The organism is Streptomyces sp. WMMC940 (assembly GCF_027460265.1).
Classification (GTDB): domain Bacteria; phylum Actinomycetota; class Actinomycetes; order Streptomycetales; family Streptomycetaceae; genus Streptomyces.
Genome location: NZ_JAPZBC010000001.1, coordinates 472,514 through 487,831, shown reverse-complemented (window position 1 = coordinate 487,831; position 15,318 = coordinate 472,514). Strand labels below are relative to the sequence as shown.

General features: G+C 73.0%; 13 protein-coding genes and 2 pseudogenes. 7 read left to right on the top strand and 8 right to left on the bottom strand.

The window, feature by feature from the left end; all coding sequences use genetic code 11:
- Positions 1 to 275 precede the first annotated feature (275 nt).
- From O7595_RS02265 to O7595_RS02235, 7 genes and pseudogenes are all read left to right on the top strand, one after another.
- Complete coding sequence (locus O7595_RS02265) at positions 276 to 1,244, top strand: NADPH:quinone oxidoreductase family protein (RefSeq protein ID WP_269727031.1); 969 nt, start codon at positions 276 to 278, stop codon at positions 1,242 to 1,244.
- On the top strand, positions 1,241 to 2,428 hold the full coding sequence (locus O7595_RS02260) for an acyl-CoA dehydrogenase family protein (protein ID WP_269727030.1): 1,188 nt from the start codon (positions 1,241 to 1,243) through the stop codon (positions 2,426 to 2,428). The genes O7595_RS02265 and O7595_RS02260 overlap by 4 nt, the downstream gene beginning before the upstream one ends.
- A complete protein-coding gene (locus O7595_RS02255) occupies positions 2,425 to 3,510 on the top strand; it encodes an acyl-CoA dehydrogenase family protein (RefSeq protein ID WP_269727029.1) in 1,086 nt (361 codons plus the stop codon). Before O7595_RS02260 ends, O7595_RS02255 begins: the two co-directional genes overlap by 4 nt.
- 106 nt (positions 3,511 to 3,616) lie before the next feature.
- Positions 3,617 to 3,847: pseudogene (locus O7595_RS02250) on the top strand (ABC transporter permease); the annotation flags it as partial.
- Positions 3,842 to 4,135: pseudogene (locus O7595_RS02245) on the top strand (hypothetical protein); the annotation flags it as partial. The pseudogenes O7595_RS02250 and O7595_RS02245, both read left to right, overlap by 6 nt.
- 141 nt (positions 4,136 to 4,276) lie before the next feature.
- Positions 4,277 to 4,471: a hypothetical protein gene (locus O7595_RS02240; protein WP_138051660.1), complete on the top strand. Its 195-nt coding sequence runs from the start codon at positions 4,277 to 4,279 to the stop codon at positions 4,469 to 4,471.
- 146 nt (positions 4,472 to 4,617) lie between these two features.
- Positions 4,618 to 6,279 (top strand): serine hydrolase, encoded by a 1,662-nt coding sequence (locus tag O7595_RS02235; RefSeq protein WP_269727028.1) that lies wholly within the window; start codon positions 4,618 to 4,620, stop codon positions 6,277 to 6,279.
- Between the two features lie 107 nt (positions 6,280 to 6,386).
- Here O7595_RS02235 and O7595_RS02230 read toward each other — a convergent pair whose 3' ends face one another.
- The 8 genes from O7595_RS02230 to O7595_RS02195 all read right to left on the bottom strand — a co-directional run bounded on the left by O7595_RS02230 (position 6,387) and on the right by O7595_RS02195 (position 15,257).
- Positions 6,387 to 7,178, bottom strand: coding sequence for a VOC family protein (locus tag O7595_RS02230; protein ID WP_269727027.1), 792 nt, complete (start codon positions 7,176 to 7,178; stop codon positions 6,387 to 6,389).
- A gap of 219 nt (positions 7,179 to 7,397) precedes the next feature.
- Positions 7,398 to 7,766: a DUF779 domain-containing protein gene (locus O7595_RS02225; protein WP_269727026.1), complete on the bottom strand. Its 369-nt coding sequence runs from the start codon at positions 7,764 to 7,766 to the stop codon at positions 7,398 to 7,400.
- 417 nt (positions 7,767 to 8,183) lie between these two features.
- Complete coding sequence (locus O7595_RS02220) at positions 8,184 to 8,987, bottom strand: HAD-IIA family hydrolase (RefSeq protein ID WP_269727025.1); 804 nt, start codon at positions 8,985 to 8,987, stop codon at positions 8,184 to 8,186.
- A gap of 103 nt (positions 8,988 to 9,090) precedes the next feature.
- Complete coding sequence (locus tag O7595_RS02215) at positions 9,091 to 10,329, bottom strand: cytochrome P450 family protein (RefSeq protein WP_269727024.1); 1,239 nt, start codon at positions 10,327 to 10,329, stop codon at positions 9,091 to 9,093.
- A complete protein-coding gene (locus O7595_RS02210; protein ID WP_269727023.1) occupies positions 10,326 to 11,348 on the bottom strand; it encodes an amidohydrolase family protein in 1,023 nt (340 codons plus the stop codon). Before O7595_RS02210 ends, O7595_RS02215 begins: the two co-directional genes overlap by 4 nt.
- Positions 11,345 to 12,232 (bottom strand): NAD(P)-dependent oxidoreductase, encoded by an 888-nt coding sequence (locus tag O7595_RS02205; protein ID WP_269727022.1) that lies wholly within the window; start codon positions 12,230 to 12,232, stop codon positions 11,345 to 11,347. The genes O7595_RS02210 and O7595_RS02205 overlap by 4 nt, the downstream gene beginning before the upstream one ends.
- A complete protein-coding gene (locus O7595_RS02200; protein ID WP_269727021.1) occupies positions 12,229 to 12,567 on the bottom strand; it encodes an antibiotic biosynthesis monooxygenase family protein in 339 nt (112 codons plus the stop codon). Before O7595_RS02200 ends, O7595_RS02205 begins: the two co-directional genes overlap by 4 nt.
- 428 nt (positions 12,568 to 12,995) lie before the next feature.
- Positions 12,996 to 15,257, bottom strand: a complete 2,262-nt coding sequence (locus O7595_RS02195) for an FUSC family protein (RefSeq protein ID WP_269727020.1) — start codon at positions 15,255 to 15,257, stop codon at positions 12,996 to 12,998.
- Positions 15,258 to 15,318: the final 61 nt, after the last annotated feature.

Genomic DNA, 15,318 nt, shown 5'->3' with positions numbered 1-15,318 from the left:
CCGGACCCGCGGTCCCGCGACGCGGCCGCACGGGCGGGGTGTTCGGCCGTGGGCCGGGACGCCGGTGGCGGCCCGACGGTTGCCGCCGTGCGGCGGGGGCTTCCGGCGGGGCGCAGTGAAGGGCCGGCGGCCGGGGGAGAGCGGAGCAGCCAGGGCCGGGAGCCGGGAGGGCCGGCGGCTGGGCGTCCCGGCCGGAAGCGGCTGTTCCCAGAAGGGCAAGCGACCGCTTAGTATGCGCAGAGCAGTGGTACGCCCTACACACCGCGGAGGCCCGAATGCAGGCATGGCGAGTGCACCGGAACGGCGAGCCGGGCGAGGTGATGCGCCTGGAGGAGACCAGTCGCCCGGAGCCCGGCGAAGGGCAGGTCCTGCTCAGGGTGCGGGCCGCCAACGTGAACTTCCCCGACGCGCTGCTCTGCCGCGGCCACTACCAGGTGACGCCGCCGCTGCCCTTCACCCCCGGGGTGGAGATCTGCGGTGAGACCGAGGACGGCCGCCGCGTCATCGCCACTCCGGCCCTGCCGTACGGAGGGCTCGCCGAGTACGCCGTCGCGGACGAGGTCGCGCTGCTCCCCGCACCCGACGCCCTCGACGACGCCGAGGCCGCGGCACTGCACATCGGCTACCAGACGGGCTGGTTCGGACTGCACCGTCGCGCGAACCTCCAGGAGGGCGAGACGCTGCTCGTGCACGCGGCGTCCGGCGGCGTCGGCAGCGCGGCGGTACAGCTCGGCAAGGCCGCCGGCGCCCGTGTCATCGGCGTCGTCGGCGGACCGGAGAAGGCCGCCGTGGCCCGCGAACTCGGCTGCGACCACGTCATCGACCGGCGTGAGGACGACATCGTCACGGCGGTGAAGGACGCCACCGGCGGCCGTGGTGCCGACGTCGTCTACGACCCGGTCGGCGGCGACGCGTACGCCAAGTCCGCCAAGTGCGTCGCCTTCGAGGGCCGCATCCTCGTCGTGGGCTTCGCGAGCGGCGGCATCCCCAGTCCGGCGCTCAACCACGCGCTGGTGAAGAACTACTCGATCGTCGGACTGCACTGGGGCCTCTACAACCGGAAGGACCCCCGGGCCGTGCTCCGCTGCCACGAGACGCTCACCGACCTGGCGGCCAGGGGGCTGATCAAGCCCCTCGTCAGCGACCGGGTCGCCCTCAAGGACGCCGCCGACGCCGTCCAGCGCGTCGCCGACGGCACCACCACCGGACGCCTCGTCGTCCTCCCGGAAGGAGCGGCCGCATGACCGACGCCGCCGAACTGCGTCTGCGCACCCGCGAGTTCCTCGCGGCGCACCCGCCCGCCACCACCGGGCGGACCGACTTCCTCAGGGCCCGCTTCGACGCCGGCCTGGCCTGGGTGCACTACCCGGCCGGGCTCGGCGGACTCGGCGCGGCCCGCTCGCTGCAGGCCGTCGTCGACGCCGAACTGGAAGCCGCCGGCGCCCCCGACAACGACCCCCGCCGGATCGGCATCGGCCTCGGCATGGCGGCGCCCACGATCCTCGCGTACGGCACCGAGGAGCAGAAGCGGCGGTTCCTGCGCCCGCTCTGGGTCGGCGAGGAGGTCTGGTGCCAGCTGTTCAGCGAACCCGGCGCCGGCTCCGACCTGGCCGCTCTCGGCACCCGCGCCGTCCGGGAGGGCGCCGGCGGCGACTGGGTGGTCAACGGCCAGAAGGTGTGGACCTCCAGCGCGCACCTCGCCCGCTGGGCCATCCTCATCGCCCGCAGCGACCCGGACGCTCCCAAGCACCGGGGCATCACCTACTTCCTCTGCGACATGAGCGACCCGGGCGTCGAGGTCCGGCCGCTGCGCCAGATCACCGGCGAGGCCGAGTTCAACGAGGTCTTCCTCACGGACGTGCGGATCCCCGACGCCCGCCGCCTCGGGCCCGTCGGCGAGGGCTGGAAGGTCGCCCAGACCACCCTCATGAACGAACGCGTCTCCATCGGCGGCATGCGGCTGCCGCGCGAAGGCGGAATGATCGGGCCCGTCGCCCGCACCTGGCGCGACCGCCCGGAGCTGCGCACCCACGACCTCCACCAGCGGCTGCTCACCCTCTGGGTGGAGGCCGAGGTCTCCCGGCTCACCGGCGAACGACTGCGCCAGCAGCTGGCCGCGGGCCGGCCGGGCCCCGAGGGATCGGGCATGAAGCTCGGCTTCGCACGGCTGAACCAGGAGATCAGCGGCCTCGAGGTGGAACTCCGCGGCGGCGAGGGCCTGCTGTACGACGACTGGACCATGCGCCGCCCCGAGCTGGTCGACTTCACCGGACGTGACGCGGGCTACCGCTATCTGCGGTCCAAGGGCAACTCGATCGAGGGCGGCACCAGCGAGGTGCTGCTCAACATCGTCGCCGAACGGGTGCTCGGACTGCCCGCCGAACCCCGCAACGACAAGGACGTCCCCTGGAAGGACCTCGCGCGATGAGCACACAGCCCGACCTCCTCTACTCCGAGACCGAGGACGACCTGCGGGCAGCGGTTCGCTCCCTGCTCACCGGACGGTCCGACCACACGGCCGTCCTCGCCCGCGCCGAGTCGGGATCGCCCTACGACGACGGGCTGTGGCAGTCGCTCGCGGCAGGCATCGGCGCGGCCGGACTCCTCGTGCCCGAGGAACTGGGCGGCCAGGGCGCCGGTCACCGCGAGGCCGCCGTCGTCCTCGAGGAGCTCGGCCGCGCGGTCACCCCCGCGCCCTACCTCACCAGTTCGGTCATCGCCACCGAGACGCTGCTTGCGCTCGGCGCGGCGCGTGACGGTGTCACGGGCCTCCTGAAGGGGCTGGCCGCCGGTCGGACCGTGGCGGTCCTCGCCCTCCCGCTCTCCGACTCCGCCGGGTCCGACCGCCCGAACGGAACGACCGTCACGGGTGTCGCCGACGCCGCAGCCGCCGATGTGCTCCTCGTGCTCAGGGACGACGGCCTCCACGCCGTGGAGCGCGGCGACGCGACGGTCGAACCGCTCACCCCGCTCGACCTCACCCGCCCCCTCGCCTCCGTCACCACCGCGGAAGGATCCGGCACCCGGATCGCGGACGCGGAGCAGGCCCGCGCCGCGGTGCGCCGCGGGCTGCTCGCCGGCGCAGGGCTGCTCGCCTCGGAGCAGTTGGGGATCGCGGAATGGTGCCTGGAGGAGACGGTCCGGTACACGCGTGATCGGTACCAGTTCAACCGGCCCGTGGGCTCGTTCCAGGCACTGAAGCACCGCATGGCGCAACTGTGGGTCGATGTCGCCGGAGCCCGCGCCGCGGCCCGCAACGCGGCGGACGCGCTCGCCACCGGAAGCGCCGAGGTGCCGCTCGCGGTCTCCGTCGCCCAGGCGCACTGCTCCCGAGTGGCGGTGCGCGCCGCCGAGGAGTGCGTCCAGCTCCACGCCGGTATCGGTATGACCTGGGAGCACCCCGCACATCTGTACCTCAAACGTGCCAAGGCCGATGAGATCGCCCTCGGCACCCCGGGCCGTCACAAGGAGGTGCTGGCGGAACTCGTCTCGCTGCCCGGCCCGCAGTGACGCGGCGGGCCCCCGGGGACCGGGGCTGACTGAATTCCGGTCGGCCGGCCTTGGCCTGCCGACGAGGTGAGCACCCCGCGACCCCCGGGGCCTGCCCTGGGGGCCGATGGCACGGATGACGGGACGGCGGGCGCTGTCCGCCGTCCCGTGCTGACGGCATCGACCTTCGCGGTCTTCGCCGCCGCCTCCCCCTTCGACCCGGTCAAGGCGTGCACCGGCACCGCCGGTCTCACCACCTCCCAGGAGAACCCGGACCAGATCCGCCGACCTCGGCGCCGACCAGCCGCTGGTCTCCCGCCGGTGGCACTGGCCCGCCTCGGCGTTCGGCGGCGACCTCGCCGCCCCGGCCCCGGCCTCCTTCATCCCGCTCGTCTCCGGCAACCGGACCCAGAGCTTCACCTGGCGGGGCGACGGGCCCTTCCCGGAAGCCGAGCGAGCCCGGCTGAACTCCATCGTCTCCACCGCCCATGCCGGAGGACAGCGCGTCCGGTTCTGGTCCACCCCCGATGCTCCGGGCGCCGCCCGCGACGCCGTGTGGCACGAACTGCTCGCGGCCCGCGCCGACCACATCAACACCGACGACCTCGCCGGTCTGCGCCGCTTCCTCCTCGCCCACGACGGCTGACCCGCGGCAACGCCAGGGGTCAACAACCGATTTGACGACCACCCGATCGGCGGACACGCCAGTCGGTCGTCCGGCGCCTCCACTCCGCCACACTGGCGCCCGAATGCCGCACAACCCCGGTGCGGCGGAGGGAGACCGGCCATGGCCGTTTCGGTTTCAGTGGTGCTGCTGTTGCTCGTCCTCGCGGTGATCTTCCTCCGCAACGGCGGGCTGAAGCTCTCACACGCCCTCGTGTGCGGCCTGCTCGGGTTCTTCCTCGCGGGTACGAGCATGGCGCCCACCATCCACGACGGGGTCTCCGCGACCGCCGAGGTCGTCGGCAAGCTCAAGCCCTGACGGTTCGGCGCCCCGACGGCGGCCCCGGCGCCCGCGGGCCGGCCCCCGCAGCGGACGACGGCGCCCGGGCCCGGAGCCGGAGGTCCGAGCGCGTACGGCCACGGCCTCCGGACGACAGGACCCCGATTCGGGCGTTCAATGGGTTCATGCACGCCGCGAAAGGCCTGCGGCCGCGCCGTGGCCGCCCGCTCGCCGCATCGGGCCTGGCCGCACTGCTCTTCGCGGCGACGGCCCTCACCTCGGGTGCGGTCGGTCAGGACCCCTCGCCCAGCCCCACCCCGCCGCCGTCCCGAGCCGTACCGAAACCCCCGTCGGACCAGCCGCCGCCGCTGCTCACCCGGGCCGACGTGGACCGCGCCGTGGCCCGGCTCGACGGCGTCGTGCGGGGCATGATGAAGCAGACCGGCGTCCCCGGAGTCGCGGTGGGCGTCGTGCACGAGGACCGCGTGCTGTATCTGAAGGGCTTCGGCCAGCGGCACGTCGGCGAGCCCGCGGCCGTCGACCCCGACACCGTCTTCCAGCTGGCCTCCCTCTCCAAGCCCATCGGCTCGACCGTCGTCGCGGGGGCCGTCGCCGGCAAGGACGCGGACGACCGGGGGGCCGGCTGGGACGAACCCGTCGCCCGCCACCTGCCCGGCTTCGCGCTCAAGGACCCCTGGGTGTCCGGGCATGTCACCGTCACCGACCTCATGTCCCACCGCAGCGGGCTGCCCGACCACGCGGGAGACCTGCTGGAGGACCTGGGTTACGACCAGGCGTACATCCTCGGCCGTCTCCGCGAGGAGCCGCTCGCCCCCTTCCGCGCCTCGTACGCGTACACGAACTTCGGCTTCACCGCCGGTGCGGAGGCCGTCGCCCGCGCGGAGGGCGTCAGTTGGCAGAAGCTCGCCGAGGACACCCTCTTCCGGCCCGCCGGCATGGACTCCACCAGCACCACGTTCGCCGACTACGAGAAGGCCGCGAACAAGGCGGTGGCCCACGTGCCCGGGCCCGACGGCACCTGGCAGGCCAAGTACGTCCGGAACGCGGACGCCCAGGCGCCCGCCGGAGGCGTCAGCTCCACCGCGGCCGACATGATGCGATGGCTGCGGCTCCAACTCGCCGGAGGCAGGCTCGACGGCAGACAGCTCATCGACGCGGCGAGCCTGCGGCACACCCATCTGCCCGAGATCGTCTCCCAGCCGCCGACGGCCCCCGCGGGCCGCACCGGCTTCTACGGGCTGGGCTGGAACGTGAACTACGACAACCAGGCCAGGCTGCGGCTCAGCCACTCCGGTGCCTTCGAGCTCGGCGCCAACACCAACGTGACCATGCTGCCCGGTGAGCGGCTCGGCATCGTCGTGCTCACCAACGGCAAGCCCGTGGGACTGGCCGACGCCGTCGCCGAGGACTTCTTCGACACCGCCCAGTACGGCAAACCCACTCGCGACTGGCTCGCCCTGTTCGCAGCGCTGTACACGGAGATGGACGACGCCGGTGTGTCGCCGACGGACTACGCCGAACCGCCCGCCGCCGCCAAGGCCGCCCGGCCCGACGGCGCCTACACGGGGACGTACGGCAACGCCTACTACGGCAAGGCCGTCGTCACCACCGGTCCGGACGGTCTCGTGCTCGAACTCGGCCCGGAGCCGAAGCGTTTCCCGCTGCGCCACTACGACGGCGACACCTTCAGCTTCGAGACGACCGGCGAGAACGCCGTGGGGCCGACGGGCGTCACCTTCTCCTTCGGAGAAGGCGGCACGGCGGCGCGGACGCTGCGCGTCGAGTACCTCGACGAGACGGGCCTGGGCACCTTCACGCGCCGCTGAACCGGCCCTCCGGCCGGCACCCCCCGTACGCGACCGCGGAGGACTGCCGGTTCCCGGCGCGCGCGGACGCCCGGCACCGGTGCGGGTGCCGGGCGTCCGGCCGCGCGTCAGGTGAACGTCGGCATCTCGCCCTCGGTCGTGGTGGTGTCGATGACGGCGAACGGCGCGCCCTGGGGGTCGATCACGGCCGCGAAGCGGCCGAAGGGCATCGACATCGGCCCGAACACCACCCTGCCGCCCAGTTCCCGGACCTTCGCCACCGCGGCGTCGCAGTCCGCGACGGTCCAGTAGACCTGGACGTAGGAGGGCACCTCGGGCGGGAACTCCTCGTCCGTCATCCTCATCCGTCCGAGGACGGGATCGCTGCCCAGGTCGAACACCTTGAAGTCCATCCCGGGGTCCGCGACGGCCTTCACGCCGTAGCCGAAGACCGCGGGGAAGAACGCGTCCGACTTCCCGGGCTCACGGGTGAAGACCTCCGCCCAGCAGAAGGAGCCGGGGACGTTCGTCGCCTCGAAGCCCTTGTGCGTACCCGGTTGCCAGACGCCGAAGGCGACACCGCTCGGGTCCTGCGCGAGGCACATCGTCCCGAAGTCGCCGACCTGCATCGGCTCCATGAGCACGGTGCCGCCGTTCTGCCGGATCTTCCCGGCGGTGGCGGCGGCGTCCGGGGACGCCAGATAGAGGCACCACCGGGAGTGCCCCTCCTGCCCGGGCATGGGCGGCACCACCGCGGCGACGGCCTTGCCGTCCGCGTACGCCTGCGTGTAGTTGCCGTACTCCGACGACGACTCGCCGAACGTCCAGCCCAGGACCTCGCCGTAGAAGGCCTTGGCCCCCTCCAGGTCGGAGAACATCGCGTCGGCCCAGATCGGTGTGCCTTCGGGTGCGTCTGCCATGACGGTGACTCTCTTCTGTGCGGACTTCTGTGCGGATCGTGAGGCTCAAAGGCTCCCCCGCCGGCCACGCTAACCACCGCCGCGCCGTCCCGCGCGGTGGCGCGGCGGGGCATCGACGCACGAGCCCCCCGGGTGTCGCCGGTCCGGGGGAGCCCCGCCCCGACACGTGGCCCGCCCTCTCCCCGCCGCACCGGGGCGTCGCGGACCGGGCCGGGGGGATCAGGTGCCGAGCATCCGGGAGCGGATCAGGAACCGCACACCCTCGGGGGCCTCCAGCGAGAACCCGCTGCCTCGCCCCTCGACGACGTCGACGATCAGACGCGTGTGGCGCCACGCCTCGTACTGGCTCACCGACATCCAGAAGGGCACCGGCGCGTCGACGCCCTCGACCACGAGCTCGGCGAGCAGCACGTCCGAGCCGCCGGTGCGGAACTCGCCCGCCGGGTAGCACATGGGGGCGCTGCCGTCGCAGCAGCCTCCCGACTGGTGGAACATCAAGGGCCCGTGGGCCGCGGTCAGCCGACGTACGAGGCCGGCCGCGGCCGGCGTGAGCTCCACGGGCGCGAGCGCACCCGTCCCGGCGCTCATGACGCGGGATCCGGGGGCCGAGGTGCCCACCCGCGCACCGGCCGCTCCGTATGACGCTGATACACGTTCCGCCCCTTCCCCGCCGCGGTACGTGGGCGCGGCGTGGTGGCCGAGTCAACCCCCGGCGACGTTGCGACGGGGTTGCGCCGGGGCCGACACGGCGGACCCGTCATGTCGCCCGGTGACCGCGCGTCCTGTGCGATCACGTGGTGTCCGTGCCGCTCGTCCCCGCGCGTCATGCGGTGCCCGGACCGCGCGCAGGGCGTCGATCAGCTCCCGTTCCCGCGCGGCGCCGAGGCCGGTGCGGCGCTCCCGGTCGAGGCCCGTCTCCGCACCCGGGCCGGCAGGTGCGCCGGCACCTCCTGCCGCGGCCGGTGACGCGGACCCGCGTCGACCACGAGAGGCGCTCCGGGATGTTCAGCCGTCCCGGCCCGCCAGCCGCTCCAACAGCCCCGGCACGTCGGCGAAGGAGTCCAGGACGTGGTCCGGCGTCCCCGACGCGTCCCGGTGGGTCTCGGGCCGGTACTTGCCCGTTCTGACCAGGACCCCGGTGAGGCCCTGGCGCTGTGCCGCGAGGACGTCGGACTCGATGTCGTCGCCCACCATGAGCGTCCCGGCGGGATCGGCGCCGAGACGGGTCAGTGCCGTGGCGAAGAATGCCCCCGACGGCTTGCCGATCACCTCGGCCTCCGTGCCGGCCGCCCGTTCCAGGCCGGCCAGGAACGCGCCCGAGTCGAGCTGGAGTCCCGCGTCGGTCCGCCAGTACAGATTGCGGTGCATGGCGACCAGGCGTGCGCCGCGCTGGAGATGGGCGAACGCGCGGTTCAGTGCCGCGTAGCCGAACTCGGGCCCCGCGCCGCCGACGACGACCACGTCCGCCGGGGTGTCGTCCTCCGGGCCCACGACGGTGACCCCTTCGAGGTCCTCGGCGATGTCACCGCTGTTGAGCAGCAGGCATCGCGCCCCGGGGAACCGCGCGGCGAGATGGGCGGCGGTCGCGGCGGGCGCGGTGAGGACGTCGTCCGCGGTCACCGGGAAGCCGGCCCCGGCCAGTGCGGCGGCGACGGATTCGCGGGTGTGCGACGTGGTGTTGGTGACCAGTGCCAGCGGGACGCGCCGCTCCCGCAGGCGCTCCATGGCCTCGACCGCCCCCGGCAGGGGCTTCCAGGAGAGGGTGAGGACACCGTCGATGTCGATCAGTACCGCGTCGGCCCGTCGCATGGTTCCGACCGTACCCACCGGCGGGCCCCGGGGCACATGGGGCCGCGGTGCGAGTCCGGCTCGGGGGTACGGGCTCGCACCGCGGCGTTCTGGACGCCGCCGCTCAGGAGGCGGCGGGTTCGAGCACGACCGGCAGTTCCGTGAGGCCGCGGAAGGCCGGGAACGGCACCTCCATCCACGCCGGCCCGGTCTGCGGATCGGCCAGTGCGATCCTCGGGAACCGGCCGAACAGGCCGTTCAGCGCCAACTGCGTCTCCAGCCGTGCCAGCGGCGCTCCCAGGCAGTAGTGGCCGCCGTGCCCGAAGCCGATATGCGCGGCGGTGCCCTGGCGGTGCACGTCGAACTCGTCCGGGTTCTCGAACTTCAGCGGGTCGCGGTTGGCCGAGAGCAGCGAGATCTGCACCAGGGCGCCCTTGGGGATCCGGGTGCCGCCGATCTCCATGTCCTCGGTCGCGTACCGGAACGTCGCGCTTTCGACCGAGCCGTCGAAGCGGACCAGTTCCTCCACCGCCGGGCCCGTCAGCTGCGGGTCCGCCTGCACGGCGCGGAGCTGTGCCGGGTTGGCGAGGAAGTGGTACACGGCGTTGCCGATGAGGTACGCGGTCGTCTTGTGGCCCGCGAACATCAGCAGGAAGGCCGTGGAGACCAGTTCGTTGCCGGTCAGCCCGCCCTCCTGGTCCTGGGTCGCGGCGAGCGCGCTGAGCAGGTCGTCACCCGGCCGGTCGCGCTTGCGCGCGATGAGCTCGGTGAAGTAGGCGTGGAGGTTCTCCTCCGCCTGCTGCTGGGCCCGCTTGAACTCCTCGCCGAAGCCCGTCTGGGCCACCGTCGTCGACAGCTCCTGCATCAGCGACCGCTCCTCCGGCGGTACGCCGAGCAGCTCGCAGATCACCGTGATCGGCACCGGGAAGGCGAACGCCGGAAGCAGGTCGAACGGCTCCCCGGTCGGGCATGCGTCGAGCAGCCGGTCCACGATCTCCTGGATCTTCGGCCGCAGGGCCTCGACCCGGCGCGGGGTGAACTCGGAGTTGACGAGTTTGCGCAGCCGGGTGTGCTTGGGCGCGTCGGAGTTGAGCATGTTGTCGTCCAGTGCCACCGACGAGTCGCCGAAGATCCTCCGGTACGCGTCCATGGCCCCGTACATGTCCTTGCTCAGCCGGGGGTCCGACAGTGCCGCGCGCGCGTCCTCGTACCGGGTGATCAGGTACGTCTCGATGCCGTGCGGCGGCGTCATCGGGCAGACGGGAGTGGTGTCCCGGAGGTGCGCGTACACCGGGTGCGGGTTCCGCCGGAACTCCGCGGTGCACCGCTCGGCTGCGGCGACGGGGTCGTGCGTCGTGGTCACGGACGGCTCCTGAGGTCGAAGAGGGCCTCGGCGTTGCCGCCGAGGATGCGCTGCTGGTCCGCCTTTTGGACGGGCAGCTTCTCGATCATGCGGACGAGGTCCTCGAGCGGCACGGACAGCGGCGGCGAGTCGGTGCCGAAAAGCATCCGCTCGGGCCCCAGGACCTCCGCGTTGAGGTTCAGGTGCGCCGGGCTGAACGGGCTGGTGTCGACGTACATGCGCTGCAGCGCGGCACCCGGGTCGGGCGACGCCGGGACGGTCGGCCCGGGGCCCCCCGCCGGCCGGCCGGCCGAGGGCCTTCCGGCCCCCTTCCGGCCGGCCTCCGGCGGGGCGGAGGGCGGCGCGCCCCCGCCCCAGTGCCGGGGGCGCGCCGCCATCTGGAGGCGCTCGGGCAGCAGTGCCATGGCACCGCCGCCGGTCGCGCCGATCAGTCGCAGACCGGGGTACTTGTCCAGCCACCCCGCGAAAGCGATCATGGCCATGCCCATGGTGACGTCGCCGAAACGGCCGATCTGCTCGACGAAGGCGATGTTCTCCACCCGCTCCGTGCCGACCGGTTCCGCCGGTGCGTGCACCATGACGGGCACTCCTGCCTCGGCGGCCAGCGCGAAGAAGGAGTCCGCCCGCGGCGAGCAGAGCAGCTCGCCGTGCACGCTGGAAGTGGTGATCAGACCGACGAAGGCGGGGTCCGCCAGCGTCTCCCGCACCCCTTCCAGATGGTCGTCGTCCCCGAACGGGTTCGCGTAGACGTACCCGCGCAACTGGTCCGGGAACGTGGTGATCAGGCCCGACATCCACGCGTGGAAGCCACGCAGCCGGTCGCGCGGTTGCTTGTAGTTGTCCACGCCCGGGACCCGTGCCATCGCCCCGGCGCCGACGGGGCTGCCGATGATGGTGAGGTCGATTCCGGCCTGGGCCCGGGCGGCGAGCATTCCGTCCACGTCGGTCAGGCTGGGGGGCATGGGGAAGCGTTCGGCCGCCTCCGGCGGGGACAGGTGTCCGTGGATGTCGATGATCATTTGTCGGTTCCCGGTTTCCGTGTGAGGGCGCGGGTGACCGCGGCGCAGTCCTCGTCACCGAACCCCTGCTCGATGGCGCGGACATGGGTCTCCGCGGCCGCCGCGGTGAGCGGCAGGCTCAGGCCGGAAGCTGCGGCCTGCTCCGTTGCGAGCATGAGGTCCTTGGCCATCAGCCGCAGCCGGAAGTCCGGCTCCTCGAAGCGGCCCGAGGCAAGGCGCCGGGACTTGAACGACATGACCGGCGACGCGAAGCCGCTGCCCGCAATCGTGCGCAGGACCTGCTTCCGGTCGAGTCCGGAGGCGGCCGCCAGCTCGGCGGCCTCGGCCATCGCCTGCACCTCTATGCCCATCAGCAGGTTGAGGAGCAGCTTCATCCGCATGCCGGAACCGAGTGCGCCCAGATGGACGACCTCCTTGGCCAGCATCTCCAGCAGCGGACGGCCGGCGGTGAAGACCCGCTCCTCGCCGCCGACGAACAGGCGCAGCTCGCCGTCGCGGGCGTGGTCGCGGTTGCCGAGCATGCCGACGTCCAGGACGGAGGGTGCGTCACCGGCGAGCCGGACGACCTCCTCGGGAGCGACGGTGCTGGCGCAGATCAGGGCTCCGGGATAGCCGTCCCGTGCCAGGATCCCGTCCGGACCGCGCAGTACGGTCCGCAGGGCGTCGCCGTCGGCGACGGTGCAGATGGCGGCACTCGTGCCCTCGACAGCCTCGCTCGGGCGGGACGCGGCGAAGGCGCCCGCTCTGGCGAGGGACTCGGCACGCTCCGGGGTGCGGTTCCACACCCGCACCTGTATGCCTTGATCGAGGAGGCGCGAGGCCAGGCCGCTGCCCATGGTGCCGAGACCGAGGACGGCGACGGGGCCGTTCGTGGCGTATGTCATGACGTCTCCTTCACGGTCTCCTTGACGACCCGGAACCTCAGGGACTGCGTCGAGTCGACCCATTCGCGGAGCGGGGCCACCAGCGCACGGTGGTCCTCGCTCTGCTGCCAGGCGAAGAAGTGTTCGGGAGTCTCCCACTCGCTGGTGATCACCCACTGGCGGGAGTCGTCGACGGGCTCACCGAGCCGCTCGACGATGTGGCCGGGAGTACCGGCGACGGACTTCCGGAGCTTGTCGTACATCTCCAGGAATCCCTCTTCGCCGCCCTCGATGACCCGGACCGCGAAAACCACGGACAGCCTGTCGTTCTGTCGGCTGTTCTGCACAGTGCCCATGTCTCCTCCTGATGGTGAGAACCGGCGGGACACGCTTTCCAAGGACTCATGGCCCGTGGGGGGCTGCAACTCCGAATGGCGGACACCCCAATGGCCGCAGGGGTTCTCGCTCCGTGATTAGTCCATGCGGGTGAGTGACCAAAGGGCCCCGGACGTGGGGTTCGAGGGTGCTCCGGAACCCTGTGAACCGGGTTCTGTTCCCCCTTTGACGACCTGTCGCCACAGGGGTGGGCGGCCTGCCCGCCGTTCGGCCGTACGAAAGACGTCCGATGGGCCAATGCCCGGGTCGGGCGTCCCCGGTGGGGACGGGTCGGGCGGGACGCCCGCGCCGGATGGGAGCGGCCGTCCGCTCGGACGCCCGTGCGGGATCTCAGCGGGCCGGCCGCCCGGGCGCCGTCACCCGCGGGTGGTCGCGGACGGCACGGGCGTCACCACTGCTCGCCGGAACGCTCCCGTACCGACGGCTCGGCCGGGCCGGTGCGCCCGAACCACCGGCCGCCCGGGCCCGGTTCCCTGGCCAGCCGGAGCGTCGGTGCCGTCAGCCGCGCGGCCTGTCGGTCGAGATGGAGGAGGTACTCGTACACCCACCAGGACCGGCATGTGCGGGGCATGACCCCGGACAGCGTGACGCGGTCGTCCGACGGCCCGCTCGCCGGGTTCCGCACGTCAGCCCGCTCCAGCCGGTCCCCGAGCCGGGTGTAGAAGGTGGCGAGCCGCGACGCGAGGTCGCCGAGCCGGAAGCGGTCCGGGTCCTTGTCCAGCACGACCTGCGACTGCCGGGCGAGGCCGCTCGTCGTCATCCGCAGCCAGACGGCCGAGGAGGACAGGAAGCACAGGTCCGTCCGCTCCATTCCGCTGGAGGCGGGCTCGGCCAGGAAACCGCGCAGGGAGTCGTGCATGTGGCGGGTCGCGGGCGACGACGAGGTCAGACGCACCGATGGACGGGTGGTGACGAATCCCAGCGCCCAACCGGTGGACGCGGTCAGGTCCCGGCCGCCCAGCCGGAACACCTCGGCCATGTTGCTCCGCAGGACTCCCGCGGCGCCGCGGGGCCACATCAGTGCCCCGACGAGCAGGCTGACCGCTGCCCCGACGGCCACGTCCTGCAGCCGGACGAGCCCCAACTGCCAGCCCGAGGGGGAGAGGAGTGTGTAGAGGCAGAGGACGACCACGGTGAACGCCGCCTGGCCGACCGCGTCGGGCAGCGTGCCGGGGCTGAACGCGGCGAGCCACACGACGAAGGGGAACACCGCCCACATGACGGCCGAATCGCCGCCCGCGAGGCCGATCAGGACGCCGCCCACGACGACACCCGCGACCGTCCCCAGCAGGGCGACCACGGCCCGCGACCCGGTGGACGCGACGCTCGTGCGCAGCACCGCGAGCACGCCGAGCAGTGCCCAGAAGCCCCGGTCGAGCCCCGCCAGGTGGACGACGACGATGGTCAGCGCCATGGCGACCGCCGAGCGCAGCGCGTTGACGAACCAGATCGAGTCGATGGTGGCCGAGTCCCGCCAGGCCGTGACGACGCTGCTGTGGCGCGCCCGGCCGGCCAGGTGCCGCAGCGACGACCGGCACGGGGCGACGGCCCGGCGCCAGGCGATGTGCGGCCGGTAGGAGGGGGGCCGGCGCGCCGCCCGCAGGGTCTCCACCGCGGTGGTCGCCGCCGCTTCACCGATGTTGGCGGTGTAGAAGGCGTGGGAGACGAACGTCCCGGACGGCGGGGACTCGTGGTCCATGCAGTCCACCCGCGTCCCGTACGCCGCCAGGAGCCGCTGGACCCGCGTCGCGTCGGGCTCCGGGCCCTCGTCGTCGAGGAAGTCCGCGGTCCGGCACAGCAGTTCCGCGGACGTCTCCAGGAGTTCGGTCTCTGGCCTGTCCGCCCTGCTCAGACCTCCCACGCACCGGTTGGCTGCCTCGCCGATCAGCCCCTTGGCCCAGAGGAGTGCCCCGACCACGTCCGTCAGCGACCGGTCGGCGGACCTGGTGCCGCTCGGCTGGTGCATCCCGGAGGTGAACTCCGTGAGCATCGTGCCTACGGCCTTCTCCGAGGACCGTGCCTCGTCCGGTCCCGCCGTGCCGTCCAGCAGCGCCGACAGATGGCCGCCGAGCGCCCGCGCCGTGCGCGAGACCGCCGAACGGAAGGAGTCCTCGCCCGCGGGGGCCCTCAGCAGCAGCGTGGCGACCCCTCCGGCCGCGACCCCGAGGCACCAGCCGCCGACGCGCATGGGCAGTTCGGACAGCGGCGCCGGGGTGGAGGCCGCCAGCACATATCCCAGCAGCGCGGCCGTCGCGCCCGACCCCCCGTGCGGGCCCTCGATCGCGCAGTAGTAGGCGAGGAAGGCCACGGGAAGCGTCACCAGCACGGCGGAGGGCAGGCTCAGCGACGCCAGGCAGCCTGCGGCCACCATCAGTCCCCCGACCGCGAGCAGCAGGGCGAAGGCCAGGGCCCCGGTGTTCCGGGAGCCCCCGAAGGACGCGATGACGAGGGAGGCGAACGCCCCGAATGCCGCGAAGCCCGCCAGCGCCGGGTCGCCCACGACCAGCAGACCGAGGGCGAGCACCGCGGGCAGCACGACGGCGGCGCGGCAGCCGCGGAGGACAGCGTGCGCGGGGAACCGGGCGCGCGGGCCCGTCCGGTGAGGCTCCTCCGGCGGTTCCCCGGCGGTGGGCGTGACTGGATGTGCCATCGGACTCCTCCGCGTCACACAAGGAGGCGGCTCGGGCTCGGCCCGACGACACTCAGTCTGC